We start from the raw sequence: 19,215 nt of genomic DNA on the forward strand, positions 1-19,215 counted from the left end.
ACACGCACCGAGCCTGCACCCACAACACTTCACGCCCGCCTGAAATGTCGCGGGCGCAGAATGGGGCGCATGACAGTCCCAGGAGACAGCGACATCGCGTCGGTGGCCGCACTGTTCGCCGAGCCCGGCCGCGCCAAGGTGCTGCAGGCGCTGGCCGACGGGCGGTCGTTACCCGCCTCGGTGCTGGCCGCGGAAGCCGGGCTGTCGGCCAGTGCCGCCAGCGCGCATCTGGCCAAGCTCCGCGCCGGTGGCCTGATCGAGGCCGAACGGTCCGGGCGGCACCGCTACTTCCGGCTCGTCGACGACCGGGTCGCCACCGCGCTGGAAGCCCTCGCCGCCATCGCACCGACCGAACCGGTGCGCTCGCTGCGCCAGGGCACCCGCGCCGCCGCGGTGCGCGAGGCCCGCAGCTGCTACGACCACCTCGCCGGCCGGCTCGGCGTCGCGGTCACCGCGGCACTGCTGGACCGCGGGGCGCTGGCCACCGACGACGGCGTTCCCGACACCCGCCGCCGCCCGCACGAGGGCCTGTCCGTGCAGCTCCGCGAGCATCCCTACCGGCTTGGTCCGCACGCCGAACCGGTCTTCGCCGCCCTGGGCGTGGACCTGCACGCCGTGCAGGCCGGGCGGTCGCGACGGCCGCTGCTGCGGTTCTGCGTGGACTGGAGCGAACAGCGGCACCACCTCGCCGGGAGGCTCGGCGCGGCGCTGCTGACCACGCTGCTCGACACCGGCTGGCTGGCCCGCAAACCCCAGCAGCGGGCGCTGAAACTCACCGAGCACGGCACCGAGGGGTTGCAGGCCGCGCTCGGCGTCACGCCGGACGAGCCCGGTCGGTCAGCAGCCGCACCGCCAGCCCGGCCAGCACCGCGCCCATGAAGTAGCGCTGCACCCGAAGCCACACCGGGCGCCGCGACAGCATGCCCGCCACCGAACCGGCCGTCATCACGATCAGCGCGTTCACCGACAACGCCACCACGATCTGCGCCATGCTCAACGTCAGGCTCTGCAACATCACACCGCCCCGGGCGGGGTCGATGAACTGCGGCAGCAACGAGACGTAGAGGACCGCGATCTTCGGGTTGAGCAGGTTGGTCACCAACCCCATCGCGAACAGCCGTCCCGGCCCGTAGGCGGGAGTGGGCGCCGGCGCGAACGCCGACACACCGCCCGGGCGCACCGCCTGCCACGCCAGCCACAGCAGGTATGCCGCCCCGGCGATCTGCAAGGCCGTGTACAGCGCGGGCACCAGCGCGAACACCGTGGCGATGCCCGCGGTGGCCGCAGCCGCGTACACCAGGAACCCCACCGCCACGCCCAGCAGCGACACCAACCCCGCCCGGCGCCCCTGCGTCAGCGACCGCGACACCAGGTAGAACATGTTCGGGCCCGGCGTGAGCACCAAGCCCAGTGCCACCGCCGCGATCCCCGCCACCGCCGGTAATTCGACCACCACGCCACCTTCTCGCCGCAACGAACCGTCCTGATCGGACACTAGGCAGCCGCGGCGGCGGCACAAAAGGCCAATTCGGAGGCGCTGGCCGCACTGCGCGGATCCCGCTTCAGTCTTCGTATTCGTCGTGGTAGCGCACCTGCGGGCTGCCCGCCGGAGCGCCCAGGCCGGTGGCGCGGCCCTCGGGCTCCTCCCAGTCCTCCTGGCGGCCCAGGGCCGTCAAGTCCAGGAAACTCGTGGTGCTGCCCAGCACGTCCAGGCCACGCCCGTAGGTCGAGTAGGTGTGGAACACCCGGTCGTCGACGCGCAGGAAGCAGCTCAGCCCGGGCAGCTCGAACGGCTGCTCCCCGGTGACGTAGTAGTCCGTGCCGGCCCGCCGGTGTTCCTCGGTGCTGCGGTAGTTGTACTCCACCGGGCGCACCGACTCGTCCAGCGTCACGTGGAAGTCGTAGTTGAAGTCGCTGCCGTAGGAGGAGTACCAGGGCACCGTCCAGCCCATCCGGGCCCGGAACTTCTCGATCTTGGCCAGCGGCGCGCGGGACACCAGCACCAGCGACGTGCCGCGGGCGCGCAGGTGCGCCAGGTGCCCGATCTGGTCGATGAACGCCGAGCAGCTCGGGCAGGCGTTGTCCCACCTCGGGTCGAACATGGCGTGGTAGATCACCAGCTGCGGCCGCCCGTCGAACAGCCCCGGCAGGTCGACCGGCCCGGCCGGGCCCTCGAACCGGTAGTCCTTGTCGATCTCGACCATCGGCAGCCGCCGCCGGTCGGCGTTGAGCGCGTCGCGGGCGCGGGTGAACTCCTTCTCCCGCGCCAAGAACTCGCGGCGGGCCACCAGCCACTCCTCGCGCGAAACGATGTCGGGAACGCTCATCACATGCTCCGTCAACCTCGTGGTTTCGCTTGCACCACAGGTAGACCGGTCGCCGCCGCGAAACTCATCGCACCAGCGCCCGGCGGGCGTGCCGCAGGAAGTCGCGTTCGGCCGCGTTGTCGGTGCCCGCGATCGCCGCGTCGTAAGCCTGGGCCGCCTCCTCCACGCGGCCCAGCCGTCGCAGCAGGTCCGCGCGGACGGTGTGGAACACGTGGTAGCCGCCGAGATCGAGCTCGTCCACCAGGGCCAGCCCCGCTTCCGGGCCCTCGACCTCCGCGACGGCGACCGCGCGGTGCAGCGCCACCACCTGGCTCGGTGACACCGCCAGCAACTGGTCGTACAGCGCCCGGATCTGCCGCCAATCGGTGTCGGCGGCGGTCGGCGCGTCGCTGTGCACGGCGTTGATCGCCGCCTGGATCTGGTAGGGGCCGGGCTGGTTGCGGCGCAGGCAGCGCCGCACGAGGACCTGGCCTTCGGCGACGAGGTCGCGATCCCAGCGGCCGCGGTCCTGATCGGCCAGCAGCACCAGCGCGCCATCGGCGCTCGTGCGGGCCGGTCGCCGCGACTCGATCAGCAGCATCAGCGCCAGCAGTCCCATGACCTCCGGCTCGTCGGGCATCAGCTCGGCCAGCAGCCGCCCCAGCCGGATGGCCTCCGCGCACAGGTCCTCGCGGACCAGCTGCGGGCCCGAGCTGGCCGTGTAGCCCTCGTTGAACACGAGGTAGACCACGGCCAGCACTGCCCGCAACCTGTCCGGCAGGTCGGCGTCGCCCGGCACCCGGTACGGGATCCCGGCGTCGCGGATCTTGCCCTTGGCGCGCACCAGTCGCTGGGCCATGGCCGACTCGGCCAGCAGGAACGCGCGCGCGATCTCCGCGGTGCTCAGCCCGCCGAGCAACCGCAGCGTCAGCGCCACCTGCGCGCCGGTGGACAGCGCCGGGTGGCAGCAGGTGAAGATCAGCCGCAACCGGTCGTCGTGCACGGGCCCCTCCTGTGCCGGCTCGTCGCGGGCGTGCAGCAACGCGGCCTGCGCGTGCCGGTCCTCGCGGGAGGACTCCCGGCGCAGCCGGTCGACCGCCCGGTTACGCGCCGTGGTGATGATCCAGCCCGCGGGGCTCGGCGGCAGGCCCGCCGACGGCCACTTCGCCACCGCCGTGGCGAAGGCGTCCTGGACCGCTTCCTCGGCGATGTCGATATCGCCGAAGACGCGGACCAGGACCGCCACCGCCCGGCCGTATTCCGCGCGGAAGACCCGCTCGACCTCCGCTACGCCGACGGCTGGCACGTCATCTCGGCGTCGTCGCCCTGCAACGGCCGCACCTCGATGGGCAGGGTGATCGCCTTCGCGAGCTTGCGGCCCCACTCCAGCGCGGCGTCCAGATCGACTGCCTGGATGATGGTGAACCCGCCGAGGTGCTCCTTGCCCTCGGTGTACGGGCCGTCGGTGGTGAGCACGTCGACGCCCTGAGCGCGCAGCACGGTCGCCGTGGTCGGCGGGTGCAGGCCCGCGGCGAACACCCACGCCCCGGCGGCCTGCATCTCGGCGTTCACCGCCTGCACGTCGCGCATGATCGGCTCCAGCACCTCCGGCGGCGGCGTGGGCCCGTCGGGCTGGTAGATGCTTAGCAGGTACTGCTTCATCGCGTTCTCCTCGCACTCGCGAAACCGGCTCCGCCCCGGCTTCTCACCCACTACACGAACGGCCGCGCGCCGGATCGACACCACGGTGCGAAGAATTTCCCCGACCCGCCACCCGTGGCCGGGACGTGCCGATGATCACCTGGCCGCCGCGGGGCTGTGGCCTGCCTCTCCCCGGCGGGCGCGGCTGAATCGGTCCGGCACGTCGTCCACTGTGATCCGTGGCGGGCCCGCAACGGCACCGACGCGCTGGCGATAGCATCCGGGCTAGGCAATCACCCGGCGAGCAGGAGAACGAAACCTCATGACCCAAGCTCCCGTCACCGTGACCGTTACCGGTGCGGCCGGTCAGATCGGCTACGCGTTGCTGTTCCGGATCGCATCCGGTCAGCTCATCGGGCCCGACACCCCGATCAAGCTCCGCTTGCTGGAGATCCCGCAGGCGGTCAAGGCGGCCGAGGGCACCGCGATGGAGCTCGACGACTGCGCCTTCCCGCTGCTGCAGAGCATCGACATCACCGACGATGCCCGCACCGCGTTCGACGGCACCAACGTCGCGCTGCTGGTAGGCGCCCGCCCGCGCACCAAGGGCATGGAGCGCGGCGACCTGCTGGAGGCCAACGGCGGCATCTTCAAGCCGCAGGGCGAGGCGATCAACGCCGGTGCCGCCGACGACGTGCGCGTGCTGGTGGTCGGCAACCCGGCCAACACCAACGCCCTCATCGCCCAGGCCCACGCGCCGGACGTGCCCGCCGAGCGGTTCACCGCGATGACCCGCCTGGACCACAACCGGGCGTTGAGCCAGCTGGCGCAGAAGCTGAACGTGTCGATCACCGACATCAAGAAGCTGACCATCTGGGGCAACCACTCCGCCACCCAGTACCCCGACCTCTTCCACGCCGAGGTCGGCGGCAAGATCGCCGCCGAGCAGGTCGAGCAGGCCTGGCTGGCCGACGAGTTCATCCCCACCGTCGCCAAGCGCGGCGCGGCCATCATCGAGGCCCGCGGCGCCTCCTCGGCCGCCTCGGCCGCCAACGCCGCCATCGACCACGTGCACACCTGGGTCAACGGCACGCCCGAGGGCGACTGGACCTCGGCCGCCGTGGTCTCCGACGGCTCCTACGGGGTGCCCGAGGGCCTGATCTCGTCGTTCCCGGTCACCGCCCGCGACGGCAAGTTCGAGATCGTGCAGGGCCTGGAGATCGACGAGTTCTCCCGCGAGCGCATCGACGCCTCGGTCAACGAGCTCGTCGAGGAGCGCGACGCGGTCAGCAAGCTCGGCCTGATCTGAGCCATCCTCGCAACGAAGAAGTGGGCCGTTCCCTCACCGGGGCGGCCCACTTCTTCGTTGCGGATCCGGCGGAACGCGGGCGTTGCCGGTCCGCGCCGCAGGGATAATTGGTTGCCGGGACCCGCCGCCGGGCAGGACCATCGGTACATGGCCCATCCCCGGGAAGTGATCACCCTCGAAGCGGCGGTGCTGCGCCGCTGGCGCGGCGGCGACCTCGCCGAGATGCACCGCGTGGTCACCGAAGCCCTGCCGCACCTGCGGCCGTGGATGCCGTGGGCCGCCGGGAACTACTCGCTCGACACCGCCGCCGAGTTCCTCGACCTCTGCGACCGCAACTGGCACACCGGCGCCGCCTACACCTACGCCATCACCGTCGACGGTGCGATCGCCGGCTGCATCGCCATGGAATGCCGCATCGGCTCCGGTGGCCTGGAGATCGGGTACTGGTTGCACCCCGACTACACCGGTCTCGGCCTGGCCACCACCGGCACCGCCGCGCTGGTCGACGAGGCGTTCGCGCTGCCGGGCATCGACCACGTGGAGATCTGGCACGACGCGGCCAACACCGCCAGCAGGCGCATCCCGCAACGCCTCGGATTCACCTGCGTCGACCGCCGCAGTCCCAGCCGCGACCCCAGGGCGGGCTGCGAAGACGGAATCGACGTCATCTGGCGACTGACCCGCCCGGCCCAGCGGTGACGCCCAAAGTCGCCACCACCACCGGCCGAATCCGCGGCCGCTGCGGCGCGGTCCACACCTTCCTCGGAATCCCTTACGCCGCAGCACCATTCGGGCCGCACCGGTTCCAGCCGCCCCGGCCACCAACGGCATGGCGCGGCGTGCGCGACTGCCTGGCGTTCGGGCCGATCGCACCCCAGGACGCGGAACTGCCCGGCGCACCGACCTGGTCCGGCGACGATGACGTGCTCTCCCTCAACGTCTGGGCACCGCCGGCCGCGCACCGGCTGCCGGTGCTGGTGTGGATCCACGGCGGCGCCTACACCTTCGGCTCCACCGCCCAGCCCGACTACGACGGCACCGCCCTGGCCGCCACCGGGCTCGTCGTGGTCACCGCCAACTACCGGCTCGGCTTCGAAGGGTTCGGGCACCTGCCCGCGCATACCGACAACCGCGGCCTGCTCGACCAGATCGCCGCACTGCGCTGGGTGCGCGAGAACATCACGGCCTTCGGCGGCGATCCGGGCAACGTGACGGTCGCCGGGCAATCCGCCGGTGCCGGATCGGCGGCGTGCCTGCTGGTCATGCCGCAGGCACGCGGGCTGTTCCGGCGAGCCATCGTCCACAGCGTCCCCGACTCCTACTTCAGCACCGACACCGCCGCGGCCATCACCGCCGAGATCACCACGCAACTCGGCACCACCCCGGCGACGGCCCCGCCCCAGGCACTCGTCGCAGCCGCGACCGCCGTCACCGGCGCACCGCGGCCAGATTCCCGACGGCATTACGACCCGGTCCTGTTCGGCCCCGTCGTCGACGGCCGCACACTGCCGGCGGCGCCACTGTCCACAGTGCACGACACGGCCGTTGACCTGCTGGTGTGCCACACGACCGAGGAGTACTGGCTGTTCGACGCCCTGGACACCATCAAGGGTGTCGAGACCGATGCCCAGCTGTGCGCCTTCGCCCGTGCCATGGCCATCCCGGCCGCCGTCGCCGACCGCTATCTCGCTCTCGCGACCTCGCCGCGCGAGGCCTATCTCGCGCTGTTCGGTGACGTGATCTTCGCGGCCCACAGCACGCGGCTGGCCGAGCACCACGCCCGGTACGGAGGCCGGGCGCACCTGGCCCGTTTCGCTCGCCGCCGCAGCGGAGTCCACGCCTGGCACGGCGCCGACGTGCCGCTGAGCTTCGGCAACCTCGACGCGGCGGATTTCCTCCTCGGCGGCCCGCCCGACGACCACGACCGGGCACTGTCCCGGCGCATGATGCGCGCCTGGCGCGACTTCGCCCGCACCGGCGATCCCGGCTGGCCGCCGGTCACGCCCGGCGAAACCCCGGTGCGCACCTGGGCAACACCCGGCGACCGGCTCGACCGGGCAGGCGGCGAACCCTGGCGCGCCATGCGGTGAACCAGTGGGGCGTCAGCTCGGCCGGTTTCCCATCGCCGAGGGCTGCAGCAGCGAGATCGGGTTGCCGTCGAGATCGGTGAACGTCGTCATCCGGCCCCACGGCATCTCCTGCGGATTCCCGGCCTCCACGCCCGCGGCGCGCAGCTCCGCGACGTCGGCGTCGAGGTCATCGGTGCGGAACTGCAGGTGCACGGGCCCGCCGAAGTCGCGCCCGTCGGCGCTGAAGTCGACCAGCACCACACCGGTCTGCGCGCCGGGCGGGGCGACCATGACGAACTGGCCGTGCGGGCCGGCGATGTCCACCACCAACTCGAAGCCGAGGACATCGACGTAGAACTCGCGGGCCTTGACGTGGTCGGCCACCGGCACCGACACGAACTGCAGACGTGAGATACGCATGTCGACACCGTAGGGGCCGCCTACAGTTCGAGCACCAGATGCGGCCGGGACCAGGTGATCGCACCGTCCGCGGGCACCGTCCCCACGCGCCGGGCCCCGGCCGACAGGTAGAAACCCTCCGACGGCGGGTGCGACACCACGTGCACCCGCCGCAAACCCCGGGCACGCGCCTGCACGCGGGCGTCCTCGATGAGCATCCGGCCCACGCCCCGGCCCTGCGCGGCGTCGTCGACGAACATGAAGTCGAGTTCGCCCTCGCCGACGCCACCGCGTCCCGGGACGATCACGGTGTAGAAGCCCAGCAGCTCACCTGACTCATCACGGGCGACCCGCACCAGGTGCGCCGCCAGGTACTCGGCACTGATGCCCAGATCGGCCACCATCACCCGATAGTGCCCGTCGTAGGCGCTGCTGGTCCGCACGATCCGCGTCAGCCGCTCGGCGTCGGAGACCGTGGCGTCCTCGATCTTGATTGCCATGGCGCCCAGTCAATACCAACGCCACGACACCCGGCGCGCCCTGCCGCACCGGGAGCGGGGTTCACCAAACCGACTCGATGGCTTCCTCCAGCGCCATCATCCGGTGCGGGCCGGCGAGGTGCCGGGTCACGAACGCGCAGGAATAGCCGTGTTTCCGCGACACCCACGCCGTCGAGCCGCCCAGCCCGCCCATGGCCAGTTCGCCGTCGTAGTGCTGCAAACCCAGCGTCCACGTCACGTCGAAACCGAGGAACAGGTCCCATCCGCTCGCCTGCGGCCGGATGAACTCCCCGTGCAGTTCCCCGCCCAGCAGCTCCGCCACCGGGCCGTCGGCATCGGCCAGCCCGGCGAAGAACCCGCACAACGCCCGGGCGGTGGTGTGCATGCCGATCGCGGGGAACTCGGCGCGGCGCCAGCGCTCGGAGTTGTGCATCGCCACGTCCAGCGCACCGGGCGGCTCCGCCAGCGCCCGATGCGTCAGGTCGCCCGGTGCGCCGAACTTCCAGGACTCCGGGTCGCCGACCTCCAGGTCCGCGACCCGCCGCAGGTCCGCGTCGGGAACCCCGAAGTGGGCATCCAGCTCCAACGGCCCCGCAACGTCCTCCCGGAACACCGTGCCCAGCGAACGCCCGGTGACCTCCCGCACGACGCCGTCGAGCAGATGACCGTAGGTCAGGCCGTGCTCGGCCACCGCCGTGCCCGGCGGCCACTCCGGCGCGGCCGCGGCCAGCTGCGCGCGCAGCCCGGCGTCGTCGAACAGATCCCCGGCCGAGGCGGGAAACACCGGCTGCCCGGCCTGGTGGCTGAGCAGCTGGCGCAGCGTGGTCGCCGACTTGCCGGCCGCCGCGTAGTCCGGCCACAGCTCGGCCACCGGGGTGTCCAGTGCGATCCCGGCGTCGGCGAGCACCTTGAGCAGGGTCAGGGCGGCGAACGGCTTGCTGACCGAGTAGACGTGCACGAGCGTGTCCTCGCGCCACGGACTGGTGCGCGCGGCATCGACCCACCCGCCGGAGAGCCGCACCACCTCCTCGCCGCCGTAGCGCACCACCAGCCCGGCACCGGTCTCCCGGCCGGTGGCCAGCAGCTGCGCGAACACCTCGGCAACCTTGGCGAACCGGTCGTCCACCACTCCCAGCGGTTCCATCGTCTTCCCAGTCCGTTCGCGTCCACTGTGGATTGAATTCAGGTAGCGGTGCCCGCTCGGCGACCCTCCACCACCAAACAGACTATTCGGACGATCAACTCTTTTTTCGCGGAGAGCGAAAGGATCATCGCGACGATCTGCCAGTAGGCTGGCGTTATGCCCGATCCGTTCCGACTGGTCCGCAGTGGAAGCCTGTCCGATGTGGCCGAATACGCCTACGGCGCGGTCGTGCGACCCGACGCGCGGCTCGTTTTCGCCGCCGGAGCCTGCCCACTCGACGAGGCCGGCGCGACCGTGGCGGTCGGCGACTACGCCGCACAAGCCCGCCAGATGATGTGCAACCTCGAAACAGCCCTGGCCGACGCCGGGGCCCAACTGTCCGATGTGGTCAAAACGACCGTATACGTGGCCGCCACGCGGCAGGCCGACCTGGTGACGACGTGGGAAGTGGTGCGCGACCACTTCGGCGACCACGACCCGCCCAGCACCCTGCTGGGCGTCACGGTCCTCGGCTACGACGACCAGCTGGTCGAGATCGACGCGTTGGCCGCCGTGAACCCCTGAGCCGAGCCGGTGACCGAAAACCAGGTGCGGATCACGAAACCAGTTGACACGCTGTGGTCATGAACCACCAGCACGACGACGCCCCCGCACCCCGGCCGGCGGGCTGGGCCACCACCCCCATCACCACGGACCTCCTGCGCGGCGCGCTCGACCTGGAACGCACCGAGCACGGAGTGCTGCCGCACCGGCTGCCCGCCTGGGCCCGCGCGCAGTACACCGATGGGCAGTTGGCCATGGCGGAGTCCCAGCCCTCCGGCGTGCGGCTGGTCTTCCGCACCCGGGCCACGGTCGTCGAGCTGGACGTCCTCCCCACCAAGATGGTCTACCAGGGCGTCCCGCCTCGCCCCGGCAGCGTCTACGACCTCCTCGTCGACGGCCGCCTGGCCGATCAGGCGAGCGCGCCAGGCGGCAACGTCGTGACCGTGGACATCACCACCGGCTCCGCCGAGACCCGGCCCGGCCCGGTCGGCACCGTCCGGTTCACCGGGCTGCCCGACCGCGCGAAGCAGGTCGAGATCTGGCTGCCGCACAACGAGATCACGCAACTGGTCGCCCTGCACACCGACGCCCCAGTCGAGCCCGTGCCGGCCGGCGAGCGCAAGGTGTGGCTGCACCACGGAAGTTCGATCAGCCACGGTTCCAACGCCGCCGGTCCCAGCACGATCTGGCCCGCGCTGGCCGCCTCCCTCGGCGACGTGGAACTGATCAACCTGGGCTTCAGCGGCAGTGCCCTGCTCGATCCGTTCACCGCCCGCACCCTGCGGGACACCCCGGCGGACCTGATCAGCGTCAAGATCGGCATCAACGTGGTCAACGCCGACCTGATGCGCCTGCGCGCCTTCACCCCGGCGGTGCACGGCTTCCTCGACACCATCCGCGAAGGGCACTCCACCGCGCCCCTGCTGGTCGTCTCGCCGATCCTGTGCCCCATCCACGAGGACACCCCCGGCCCCGGCGCGTTCGACGTCGACGCGCTGCGAGCCGGAAAGGTGCAGTTCCGGGCCACCGGAGACCCCGCAGAACGGGCCGCCGGGAAGCTGACGCTAGGAGTCATCCGGGAAGAGCTCGCCCGCATCGTGAAGCAGCGGGCGGCCGACGACCCGAACCTGCACCACCTCGACGGCCGCGACCTCTACGGCGAGGCGGACTTCGCGGAGCTGCCGCTGCCCGACCGGCTCCACCCGGACGCCGCCGCCCACCGCCGCATCGGCGAACGCTTCGCCGAGCTGGCCTTCCGCACCGACGGGCCGTTCACCGCAGAACCTGCCCGCTGACCAACGCCGGCGTCCGCCGGCTAAGCCGGCTCCACCGGCTCCGCGGGCGGCTGCGCCGCTGTCCGCAGGGCACGCAGCTCCTCCGTCGCTGCGTCGAGCTGCCGTTCGGCGCGCTCCGCGCGTGCCAGCGATTGCTCCCGCGCGTCCTGCACCGCCGCCACGCGCTGCGCGGCGGCGGTGCGCTCGGCCTCCATCCGCTCCGTGGACTCCGTCCGAAGCCGCTGCAGTTCCGCGGCCTGCTGCTCGCGCAGCGCCGCGAGCTCGTCGCGCTGGCGCTGCGCCTCCGCGCGCGCTTCCTCCGCTGCGCGCTTGAGCTCATCCAGCTGTCCCTGCGCGGTCTCCGCTGCTTGCTCCGCGCGCGCCGCCCGTTCCACCGCCGCCGCCTGCTGCTGCGCCGCGGCATCCATCTGCCGCCGTGCTTCCTCCTGCGCCGATTGGATTTCCGCTGCCGCGTTCGCCTTCGCCTGCTCGATGGCGTTGCGCGCGTCGGTGATCTGCCGCTCGGCGTCACGGCGGGCCGCCGCGGTAGCGACCTCGGCTTCATTGCGCGCGGCCTCGATGTCCTGCCGTGCCCGCTGCTCGGCCTGGCGTGCCTGCTCCACGGCATCATCCCGCTCCTTGCGGGCGCCTTCGGCGTCCTGCCCGGCGGCTTCCGCAGCTGCGGTGGCGTCCTCGGCCGCTGCCTCGGCGGCGCTGCGCGCCTGTTCGGCGTCGCGACGCTGCTGCTGCGCGGTGGCCAAGGCTTTCTCCGCCTGCGCGATGCGGTGTGCGGCTTCGGCTTGGGCCGCCTGGATCTGTGCCTCGGCCGCACTGGGATCAGCGATCGTACCGAGCTCGGCGATGCCGGCACGCAGATTCCGGGTCAATTGCTCCGACAGGAGCCGGTACTGCCGCAGCAGCTCCTCGGCCCGCAGCCGCGCGCTGTCGTACTCGACGGCCGCGACCGGCGAGACCTCGGCTTGTTCCTGCACGGCTTGCAGGCGCTGCCGTTCCTTCCAGGCACGCCAACGGGTGTGCTCGGGAAGGTCGCAGTACTCCGAGGGGCGCCCCGGGCCGCCGGTGCGCACGATTTCCCGCGAGCATCCGGGGAATCGGCACACTCCCTCGGCCTGCTCCTCGGACGTCGCGTCGCGCACCTGCTGCTCACCCATGCCGCGGACGTTATCAACCGCGGCCGGCGGCACGTCGGACCTGCTGGCGGGGCACGTCGCCGCCCGGCCGAGACGGCCGCGACCGCCCGACGCCCCGCGCCGCGACCTGCGGCGGCCGCAACGGGGCCTGGTCCGGCCCGCCGCACCTGGTCGGGGAGAATGCGGGGAGAACACCTCGCGGCAGGAGATCACGCACGTTGTCCGATCAGCACCAAGCCCCAACCGCCGATGGCAGTCTGCGCGCCGACTGCGCGAACTGCTTCGGGCTGTGCTGCGTGGCGCTGCCCTTCGCCGCTTCGGCCGACTTCGCCGTGAACAAGGACGCTGGGCAGCCGTGCACCAATCTCCTGGAGGACTTCCGCTGCGGCATCCACTCGCAGCTGCGCGAGCGGGGTTTTCCCGGTTGCACCGTCTTCGACTGCTTCGGCGCCGGGCAGAAGGTCTCCCAGGTCACCTTCGGCGGCACGAACTGGCGGCAGGCCCCGCGCACCGCCAAGCAGATGTTCGCGGTGTTCCCGGTGATGCGCCAGCTCCACGAGCTGCTCTGGTACCTCACCGAAGCACTGACCCTCCCGGCGGCCGAGCCCGTGCACGACGATCTCCGCAAGGCGCTGGAGGACACCGAAGCACTGACTCGCGGCAGCGCCGATGAGCTCACCGAGGTTGATGTCGCGGCGCGTCGCCACGACATCAACGCTCTGCTGCTGCGCACCAGCGAGCTCGTGCGGGCCAAGGTCGCGGGCCGCAAGAAGAACCACCGGGGAGCCGACCTCATCGGAGCCAAGCTGCGGGGCGCCGACCTGCGAGGCGCCAACCTCCGCGGCGCCTACCTCATCGCGGCTGACCTGCGCGGCGCCGACCTGCGCTCGGCCGACGTGATCGGCGCGGACTTCCGCGACACGAATCTGCGCGGCGCCGACCTCACCGGCGCGATTTTCCTCACCCAGGCCCAGCTCAACGCCGCCAAGGGCGACACCGCCACGAAGCTGCCCCCGGCGCTTTCCCACCCCGCGCACTGGTAGTCCGCCGCATCGACGAGCCCGTCCACTGTGGCCGATGCCGCTCAGCGGCCGGGGACGACCATGGAATGCTCGTGGCCGGCGTGCAGCGCGGTGGGCTGGTCGTCGTCGGGCCGGTGGGCACCGTAGACGATCAGGGCCCACAGCAGGCAGACGAATGCAGCGGTGTGCACGAGGGCACGGATGATGTTCCAGGTGACCCAGGTCTTCTCGAACGCGCCGCGGGCCGCGGCGAGGTCGGAAGTGGCCGTGGCGAGCTGGCCGTTGAGCGGAACGTTGACGGCGCGGGTGATGGCGAACGCGACGAGGTAGAGCACCAGCCCGGCGATGAGCCACGGCAACGCCGGTCGTCCCTGCCCGCGCCAGGCCAGGATCACGGCCAGGGCGATGAGCGGGATCGCGCCTATGAAGGGCACCAGGAAGGCCGGGTTGAGGATGGCTTTGTTGATGTTCTGCATGGCCTCGACCAGGGTGCGGTCGGAGGAACGGCCCAGGCCGGGCATGACCGCGTAGGCGAAGCCGGCGAACAGCCCGGCCATCAGCCCGCAGGCCATCGTGGCGGACAGCAGGGTGGTGGTCTGAAGCAATTTCAACGTTGATCTCCCATGCGGTTGTGGTCGTTGGGCCCCGCGCCATGGCGGGGGTCGCATGCGTTACCTGCGGGTGTCGGGTTTGGGCAGCGGCCGGGGGCGAGGGGCGGAGCGCGGCATCGGGGCCTGCTGCGGGTGGTGCCGGTGCTTCGGGTGAACTCGCAACTCGGTTCCTCTCTTTTGACTCCAAGTGAGGTACTCTGGGTGCAGTGGTCAAAACGTAGTACTGCACTCACAGTGGTGTCAACGAGTTTCGGGAGATCGACATGCGACAGAACTCCGCCCGCCGCACGGCGCTGCTGGATGCCGCGATCGAGGTCCTCGCGCGGGACGGGTCGCGCGGGCTGACCCTGCGCTCCGTGGACAAGGAGGCGGGCGTTCCGACCGGCACGACGACCAACTACTTCGCCAACCGCGCCGAGCTGCTCCGGCAGATCATGGCCCGCACCCACGAGCGCCTCACACCGGACCCGGTCGAGATGGCCGAGACCATGAAGGCCCAGCCCACCCGCGAGCTCACGGCCACGCTGCTGCGCCAGCTCGTCGAGCGGATGCGCGGCGACCGCAGCAGCCACCTCGCCATGCTGGAACTGCGCCTGGAGGCCACCCGCCGCCCGGAGCTGCAGGACGACCTGACCGGCACCTTCGCCGACATGCTCAAGAGCAACATCGACTGGCACCTCGACGTCGGCCTCCCCGGCGACCGCGCCACCGTGCTGCAGCTCTACCTGGCCATGCTCGGCGTGATCGTGGACGACCTCACGGTCCCCGAGCTGCTCGAGCCGTACGGCATCGACAAGATCATCGACGACCTGGTGGACCGGAGCCTGCCGGAAGGCTGACCGGCGGCGACGTCGCGCCCGGCCGCCCGCCACCGAGCACCCGCTCGACGGCGGGCGACCGGGCACCGGTGATCTGTTGGCAAGATCGCCGGGTGCGCTTCTACGCCGATCTGCACAGCCACTCGAAGTACTCCCGCGCCTGCAGCGCGGACTGCGACATCGAGCATCTGACCTGGTGGGCGCGCCGCAAGGGCAGCACCCTGGCCGGAACCGGGGATTTCACCCACCCCGCCTGGTTTGCGTACCTGCGCGAGGTCCTCGAACCCGCCGGCCGAGGGAACCAGCAAGTGGGCCGACACCGCCGTCGGGCTACTTGCCTACTGCCTCACCTACGGCATCACCGACAAGATCGTCCATCGTGCGGAGGACGGCCCTCTGGGCAAAGCGGTGGCCTGGAAACGCGATTTCCAGACCACACCCGCTCGCCGTCGACGACGTCGTTGACCTGAGCCGGCCACGAAGGCGCGGAGCGGAATGTCAGTTGGTCAGGTTGAAGGCCTGCAGTGCTGCGGTGGTGATCGCGCTACCGCTGGCGAGCGCGATGAGGACCAGGGGGGTGCCAAGTGGGCTGATCAGCGGGCGGAGTTCTGCCGTCTGGCCGGCAAACCCACCGACGCCGCCAAGGGCTTGGCCGAGGTCGAAGACGAGTTGCACACCGCGCTGGGCGAGCTGGAACAGACCCTGGCTGAGGGCGACGGCCCGGTCCGCTTGGACGACGAGGGTGATCTGGTGATCTCCCCGCTGTCGACGTAGGGCCTCCTGGTCGAGGCGTTGGCGCTGAAGGCGGAGCTGACCGAGATGCTGCCGTTCGCGCCGATCGTGTCGCTTTTGATCGAGATGGACAAGCGCACTGGGTTCCTGGACTGCTTCACCCGCGCCGGCGGCAAGCAGGCCCGCAGCCCGGAGTTGAAGCGGAACCTGATCGCGGTGCTGATCAGCCACCACCAGAAGCTGCCGCTGACCCCGGTCTTCGGGTCCGGCACCCTGTCCTCAAGCGCTCGCCCCGGATCCGGGACCTGGGCAAGATCACCCTGTACAGAACCGGACCGAAATCGCAGGTGGAGCGGACTTCCCGCTTTTGGCGGTAGCGGGGTTGATGTAGCAGCGGAACGGAAAGTCGCAGCCAGGATCAGACCGTCGACCGGGACCAGCCGGGCCGCCACGCCGGATTCGCCCTGCAACCGCACAGGCCCGTTCGGAGTCGTGACCACGTGGCTGGGAAAGGATTGGACGGGGTGATGCTCGGGCTTGTAGCTTGCAGTGGACCGTGACACCGCCCGAGGAGGTGAGACCCATGAACGCTGTATCGATGTGGGTACTCCCCCTTCCCGTCACGGTCGGGCGATTGACGTAGGTATCGCCGGGAGCGCCTCGCCAACAAGGCACTCCCGAAAGGCAACACCTATGCACTCTCCGCAGTCCACCGCCGAGCCGTCGTCGAACGATACGGTCGAGCGCGACTTCACCATGGGCGACGTCCCTGGACTCCGGTCGCCGGCCTCCGGCGCTGATCACGCGCCCCTCATGTTCGACGTGATCATTGTCGGGTGCGGGCCGACTGGCGCGATGCTGGCCGCCGAACTGCGGCTGCACGATGTGCGGGTACTCGTTCTGGAGAAGGAAACCGAGCCCGTGTCGTTCGTCCGCATAGTCGGTCTGCATATTCGCAGTATCGAGCTGATGGCAATGCGCGGACTGCTGGATCGCATTCTCGAACACGGAAGACAGCGTCCGGCCGGCGGATTCTTCGCCGCCATCACCAAACCCGCGCCCGAGGACCTGGATTCCGCGCATGCCTATCTGCTGGGCATCCCGCAGCCGGTCATCGTTCACCTGCTCGAAGAACATGCGACCGAACTGGGTGCGCAGGTCCGGCGCGGTTGTGCGGTGACCGATTTCGAGCAGGACGACGAGGGTGTGACCGTCGAGCTGGCCGACGGCGAACAGCTGCGTTCGCGCTATCTCGTCGGCTGTGACGGCGGGCGCAGTACGGTGCGCAAACTGCTCGGCGTCGGCTTCCCCGGCGAGCCCTCGCGGACCGAGACGCTGATGGGCGAGATGGAAGTGGGTGTGCCGCAGGAGGAGATCGCCGCCAAGGTGACCGAAATCCACGAGACCAACAAGATTTTCAGTCTCAGGCCCGCAGGCATTGGGGTCTATCGCCTCGTAGTCCCCGTCGCGGGAGTCAGCGATCGCGCGGAACCGCCCACCCTCGAGGATTTCAAACAACAGCTGCGCACCATCGCCGGAACCGATTTCGGCGTGCACTCCCCGCGCTGGTTGTCCCGCTTCGGGGATGCCACCCGGCTAGCCGAACGTTATCGGATCGGGCGGGTGCTGCTGGCCGGCGATGCGGCACACATCCATCCACCCACCGGCGGACAGGGCCTCAACCTGGGCGTTCAGGACGCGTTCAACCTCGGCTGGAAACTGGCCGCACAGATCCGCGGCTGGGCGCCGGAAACACTGCTGGACACCTACCAGGCCGAACGTCATCCGGTCGCCGAGGACGTGCTGGACAACACCCGCGCCCAGATGGAACTGCTGTCCACCGAACCGGGCCCGCAGGCCGTGCGCAGGCTGCTCACCGAACTGATGGACTTCGACGAGGTGAACCGCTATCTGATCGAGAAGATCACCGCGATCGGTATCCGCTACGACTTCGGCGAAGGCCCCGACCTGCTCGGCCGCCGCCTGCGCGACATCGACGTGAAACAAGGCCACCTCTACGGTCTGCTGCATCGCGGCCGCGGCCTGCTGCTGGACCGCACCGAACGCCTGACCGTCGGCGGCTGGTCAGACCGGGTCGATTACCTCGCGGATCCCACTGCGGTACTGGATGTTCCGTGCGTCCTGCTACGCCCCGACGGCCACGTCGCCTGGATCGGCGACGATCAGCAGGACCTGGACGACCACCTCTCCCGCTGGTTCGGCAAGCCCGCCAACTGATTTCGCCTGAGCAACCGAAAATGAATGCGAACACGCCTGTCTCGGGTCGAGAGCATGGCGGGGACTGGTTCATGTCGAACACGTTTGCCGAACGCTTGGAGGTGACGCATGGCGCTGGTCGGGCTCGTGCGCGTCAGCACGAGCAAGCAGGAAACCCAACGGCAGCACGACGATCCCGACCCGATCTGAGTGAAGGTGTTCGAGGAGAAGATCAGCGGCAAGCTCAAGGTCGCCGACCGCCCCGGCCTGCAAGCCGCGCTGTACTACATGCGGCCCGGCGACATGCTCACCGTCCAGGAAGCCGACCGGCTCGGCCGCAACCTCCTGGAAGGCCTGATCGTACTCAACGATCTGTTCGAGCAAGGCGTCGCGGTCAAGATCCTGGACGGCATCGCCGCTGGGGAACACACCGAGCGCAGCCTGATCCTCGACCTGGCGCTCGCGCTGGCCGAAGACCGCCGCCGCGACATCGCCCGCAAAACCCGCAACGGCCTGGAATCCGCCGCCCGGAACGGACGCAAGGGCGGACGCCCCCGCGTGGTCGACGACGACAAGCGACGCGCAATCCTCGCCCGCCGCGCCGAAGACCAGTCCCTTCGCGAGATCTCCCGCGGCGTCGGCGTCAGCCTCGCCGTGGTCCACGGCGAGGTAAACGCCGCCGAGACCGACACCCTGCCTCAGCCCTGACTAACGAAACCCCATGCCAGCCAAATCCGCCCGATTTTCCGCTGTCGGCGACCTCGTGGTGCCCGTCGCGTTGAGCCTGCTGCGGCCGGGAGACCGCCACGAGTGAGCATTCGGCGATCCAGACCCGGGCCCTGGCATCAGTTGGAAAAGGCGCGGGCGAACCCGGCCAGATTTCGCGGGCAGGCCCATATCTCCCGCGTCATCCTGCCCTCGTACCAGGACTGTGCTGCCTCCTCGTCGGGCCAGTTCTCTTCATCGGCCAGGTCGGCCTCATGGGCGGCGTCCCACTCCGGATGAGCCAGCATCTTCAGGACCGAACGGAAGTTGTCCAGCTCGACATCGAACGGCATGTCGTCACACGGATGCGCCTCATGTCCACAGGACGTCTGCCCGAGAACACGCTCGACGGCGCCCATCGCCTCCAGCACGCGAGCCTCGGCCGCCGCATCCGGGCGGGCGTAGATCACGTAAGGGCCTATCAGCACCAGCCCGAGCGTCCACAGCGCTGTATCCGGCCCGCCGGCCGCCACGCTCGCCTCGAGATTCTTTGCGCACTCCAGCACCGTGCCCGGCGCATTACCGAGGTAGTAGCCATGCCGGATCTGGTCCCATTCGGTGATCAGGCCGTCCCACTCGGCAGGGGTGGTGGGCGTCGGGGTGGGGGGCGGCTCATCGTCGTCGTACCGGTCCTCGACCGTCTCCGCGTTGATCATGATCCGAGGATGGCATGAGGGGCGGGCAAAGCTGGTAGCACCTGGACGATGCCCCGCG

The 19,215-nt window shown here is 70.4% G+C and carries 21 protein-coding genes; 10 read left to right on the plus strand and 11 right to left on the minus strand.

The genetic code is table 11. The features are described 5' to 3' along the window. Positions 1-69 precede the first annotated feature (69 nt). Entirely contained in the window at positions 70-879 is an 810-nt protein-coding gene (locus AB0I53_RS08520) for a helix-turn-helix transcriptional regulator (protein ID WP_358598515.1), read from the plus strand. On the opposite strand, the gene AB0I53_RS08525 is transcribed toward AB0I53_RS08520, so the two are convergent. The 4 genes from AB0I53_RS08525 to AB0I53_RS08540 all read right to left on the minus strand — a co-directional run bounded on the left by AB0I53_RS08525 (position 815) and on the right by AB0I53_RS08540 (position 3,968). After that, a complete protein-coding gene (locus AB0I53_RS08525; protein ID WP_358598517.1) occupies positions 815-1,453 on the minus strand; it encodes a LysE family translocator in 639 nt (212 codons plus the stop codon). The genes AB0I53_RS08520 and AB0I53_RS08525 overlap by 65 nt on opposite strands. A 109-nt stretch (positions 1,454-1,562) precedes the next feature. After that, positions 1,563-2,327 (minus strand): DUF899 domain-containing protein, encoded by a 765-nt coding sequence (locus tag AB0I53_RS08530; RefSeq protein ID WP_358598519.1) that lies wholly within the window; start codon positions 2,325-2,327, stop codon positions 1,563-1,565. A gap of 64 nt (positions 2,328-2,391) precedes the next feature. Then, the gene (locus AB0I53_RS08535) at positions 2,392-3,612 is read right to left on the minus strand and encodes an RNA polymerase sigma factor (RefSeq protein ID WP_358598521.1); all 1,221 of its coding nucleotides are present in this window, start codon (positions 3,610-3,612) and stop codon (positions 2,392-2,394) included. Beyond that, positions 3,594-3,968, minus strand: a complete 375-nt coding sequence (locus tag AB0I53_RS08540) for a YciI family protein (RefSeq protein WP_358598524.1) — start codon at positions 3,966-3,968, stop codon at positions 3,594-3,596. The genes AB0I53_RS08535 and AB0I53_RS08540 overlap by 19 nt, the downstream gene beginning before the upstream one ends. 301 nt (positions 3,969-4,269) lie before the next feature. Here AB0I53_RS08540 and AB0I53_RS08545 point away from each other — a divergent pair, with 301 nt between their 5' ends. The 3 genes from AB0I53_RS08545 to AB0I53_RS08555 all read left to right on the plus strand — a co-directional run bounded on the left by AB0I53_RS08545 (position 4,270) and on the right by AB0I53_RS08555 (position 7,346). After that, positions 4,270-5,256 (plus strand): malate dehydrogenase, encoded by a 987-nt coding sequence (locus tag AB0I53_RS08545; protein ID WP_358598528.1) that lies wholly within the window; start codon positions 4,270-4,272, stop codon positions 5,254-5,256. Positions 5,257-5,403: 147 nt separating this feature from the next. Continuing rightward, complete coding sequence (locus AB0I53_RS08550) at positions 5,404-5,955, plus strand: GNAT family N-acetyltransferase (RefSeq protein WP_358598533.1); 552 nt, start codon at positions 5,404-5,406, stop codon at positions 5,953-5,955. Continuing rightward, complete coding sequence (locus tag AB0I53_RS08555; RefSeq protein WP_358598536.1) at positions 5,952-7,346, plus strand: carboxylesterase family protein; 1,395 nt, start codon at positions 5,952-5,954, stop codon at positions 7,344-7,346. The genes AB0I53_RS08550 and AB0I53_RS08555 overlap by 4 nt, the downstream gene beginning before the upstream one ends. 12 nt (positions 7,347-7,358) lie before the next feature. Here the strand turns inward: AB0I53_RS08555 and AB0I53_RS08560 are convergent, their stop codons facing one another. The 3 genes from AB0I53_RS08560 to AB0I53_RS08570 all read right to left on the minus strand — a co-directional run bounded on the left by AB0I53_RS08560 (position 7,359) and on the right by AB0I53_RS08570 (position 9,368). Next, positions 7,359-7,745, minus strand: coding sequence for a VOC family protein (locus AB0I53_RS08560; RefSeq protein WP_358598539.1), 387 nt, complete (start codon positions 7,743-7,745; stop codon positions 7,359-7,361). A 20-nt stretch (positions 7,746-7,765) separates the two neighbouring features. Next, positions 7,766-8,224, minus strand: a complete 459-nt coding sequence (locus AB0I53_RS08565) for a GNAT family N-acetyltransferase (protein WP_358598542.1) — start codon at positions 8,222-8,224, stop codon at positions 7,766-7,768. 61 nt (positions 8,225-8,285) lie between these two features. Further along, complete coding sequence (locus tag AB0I53_RS08570; protein ID WP_358598544.1) at positions 8,286-9,368, minus strand: serine hydrolase domain-containing protein; 1,083 nt, start codon at positions 9,366-9,368, stop codon at positions 8,286-8,288. Between the two features lie 156 nt (positions 9,369-9,524). On the opposite strand from AB0I53_RS08570, the gene AB0I53_RS08575 reads away from it, so the two are divergent. Further along, on the plus strand, positions 9,525-9,932 hold the full coding sequence (locus tag AB0I53_RS08575) for a Rid family hydrolase (RefSeq protein WP_358598547.1): 408 nt from the start codon (positions 9,525-9,527) through the stop codon (positions 9,930-9,932). A 59-nt stretch (positions 9,933-9,991) separates the two neighbouring features. Beyond that, positions 9,992-11,206: a GDSL-type esterase/lipase family protein gene (locus tag AB0I53_RS08580; RefSeq protein WP_358598550.1), complete on the plus strand. Its 1,215-nt coding sequence runs from the start codon at positions 9,992-9,994 to the stop codon at positions 11,204-11,206. A 20-nt stretch (positions 11,207-11,226) separates the two neighbouring features. Here AB0I53_RS08580 and AB0I53_RS08585 read toward each other — a convergent pair whose 3' ends face one another. Next, on the minus strand, positions 11,227-12,357 hold the full coding sequence (locus tag AB0I53_RS08585) for a hypothetical protein (RefSeq protein WP_358598553.1): 1,131 nt from the start codon (positions 12,355-12,357) through the stop codon (positions 11,227-11,229). A 197-nt stretch (positions 12,358-12,554) separates the two neighbouring features. Between AB0I53_RS08585 and AB0I53_RS08590 the strand changes: the two genes are divergently transcribed. Beyond that, complete coding sequence (locus AB0I53_RS08590; protein WP_358598556.1) at positions 12,555-13,379, plus strand: pentapeptide repeat-containing protein; 825 nt, start codon at positions 12,555-12,557, stop codon at positions 13,377-13,379. Positions 13,380-13,420: 41 nt separating this feature from the next. Here AB0I53_RS08590 and AB0I53_RS08595 read toward each other — a convergent pair whose 3' ends face one another. Next, entirely contained in the window at positions 13,421-13,969 is a 549-nt protein-coding gene (locus AB0I53_RS08595; RefSeq protein ID WP_358598559.1) for an anthrone oxygenase family protein, read from the minus strand. Between the two features lie 263 nt (positions 13,970-14,232). On the opposite strand from AB0I53_RS08595, the gene AB0I53_RS08600 reads away from it, so the two are divergent. Beyond that, entirely contained in the window at positions 14,233-14,808 is a 576-nt protein-coding gene (locus AB0I53_RS08600; RefSeq protein ID WP_358598562.1) for a TetR family transcriptional regulator, read from the plus strand. Between the two features lie 477 nt (positions 14,809-15,285). Here AB0I53_RS08600 and AB0I53_RS08605 read toward each other — a convergent pair whose 3' ends face one another. Beyond that, the gene (locus AB0I53_RS08605) at positions 15,286-15,750 is read right to left on the minus strand and encodes a hypothetical protein (protein WP_358598564.1); all 465 of its coding nucleotides are present in this window, start codon (positions 15,748-15,750) and stop codon (positions 15,286-15,288) included. Between the two features lie 582 nt (positions 15,751-16,332). Between AB0I53_RS08605 and rox the strand changes: the two genes are divergently transcribed. Together rox and AB0I53_RS08615 are read left to right on the plus strand one after the other, a co-directional pair. After that, positions 16,333-17,757 (plus strand): rifampin monooxygenase, encoded by a 1,425-nt coding sequence (gene rox, locus AB0I53_RS08610; protein WP_358598679.1) that lies wholly within the window; start codon positions 16,333-16,335, stop codon positions 17,755-17,757. Between the two features lie 189 nt (positions 17,758-17,946). After that, entirely contained in the window at positions 17,947-18,444 is a 498-nt protein-coding gene (locus tag AB0I53_RS08615) for a recombinase family protein (protein ID WP_358598567.1), read from the plus strand. A gap of 137 nt (positions 18,445-18,581) precedes the next feature. Here AB0I53_RS08615 and AB0I53_RS08620 read toward each other — a convergent pair whose 3' ends face one another. After that, positions 18,582-19,157 (minus strand): hypothetical protein, encoded by a 576-nt coding sequence (locus AB0I53_RS08620; protein WP_358598570.1) that lies wholly within the window; start codon positions 19,155-19,157, stop codon positions 18,582-18,584. Positions 19,158-19,215 lie beyond the last annotated feature (58 nt).

Source organism: Saccharopolyspora sp. NPDC050389, from assembly GCF_040655595.1.
GTDB lineage: Bacteria > Actinomycetota > Actinomycetes > Mycobacteriales > Pseudonocardiaceae > Saccharopolyspora.

What these genes read in the sequence shown, in the direction of transcription:
- AB0I53_RS08600 (WP_358598562.1), top strand. Translation starts at nt 14,233, where the DNA reads ATGCGACAGAACTCCGCCCGCCGCACGGCGCTGCTGGATGCCGCGATC.
- AB0I53_RS08540 (WP_358598524.1), bottom strand. Translation starts at nt 3,968, where the DNA reads ATGAAGCAGTACCTGCTAAGCATCTACCAGCCCGACGGGCCCACGCCG.
- AB0I53_RS08530 (WP_358598519.1), bottom strand. Translation starts at nt 2,327, where the DNA reads ATGAGCGTTCCCGACATCGTTTCGCGCGAGGAGTGGCTGGTGGCCCGC.
- AB0I53_RS08520 (WP_358598515.1), top strand. Translation starts at nt 70, where the DNA reads ATGACAGTCCCAGGAGACAGCGACATCGCGTCGGTGGCCGCACTGTTC.
- AB0I53_RS08575 (WP_358598547.1), top strand. Translation starts at nt 9,525, where the DNA reads ATGCCCGATCCGTTCCGACTGGTCCGCAGTGGAAGCCTGTCCGATGTG.
- AB0I53_RS08550 (WP_358598533.1), top strand. Translation starts at nt 5,404, where the DNA reads ATGGCCCATCCCCGGGAAGTGATCACCCTCGAAGCGGCGGTGCTGCGC.
- rox (WP_358598679.1), top strand. Translation starts at nt 16,333, where the DNA reads ATGTTCGACGTGATCATTGTCGGGTGCGGGCCGACTGGCGCGATGCTG.
- AB0I53_RS08545 (WP_358598528.1), top strand. Translation starts at nt 4,270, where the DNA reads ATGACCCAAGCTCCCGTCACCGTGACCGTTACCGGTGCGGCCGGTCAG.
- AB0I53_RS08620 (WP_358598570.1), bottom strand. Translation starts at nt 19,157, where the DNA reads ATGATCAACGCGGAGACGGTCGAGGACCGGTACGACGACGATGAGCCG.
- AB0I53_RS08560 (WP_358598539.1), bottom strand. Translation starts at nt 7,745, where the DNA reads ATGCGTATCTCACGTCTGCAGTTCGTGTCGGTGCCGGTGGCCGACCAC.
- AB0I53_RS08580 (WP_358598550.1), top strand. Translation starts at nt 9,992, where the DNA reads ATGAACCACCAGCACGACGACGCCCCCGCACCCCGGCCGGCGGGCTGG.
- AB0I53_RS08585 (WP_358598553.1), bottom strand. Translation starts at nt 12,357, where the DNA reads ATGGGTGAGCAGCAGGTGCGCGACGCGACGTCCGAGGAGCAGGCCGAG.
- AB0I53_RS08570 (WP_358598544.1), bottom strand. Translation starts at nt 9,368, where the DNA reads ATGGAACCGCTGGGAGTGGTGGACGACCGGTTCGCCAAGGTTGCCGAG.
- AB0I53_RS08565 (WP_358598542.1), bottom strand. Translation starts at nt 8,224, where the DNA reads ATGGCAATCAAGATCGAGGACGCCACGGTCTCCGACGCCGAGCGGCTG.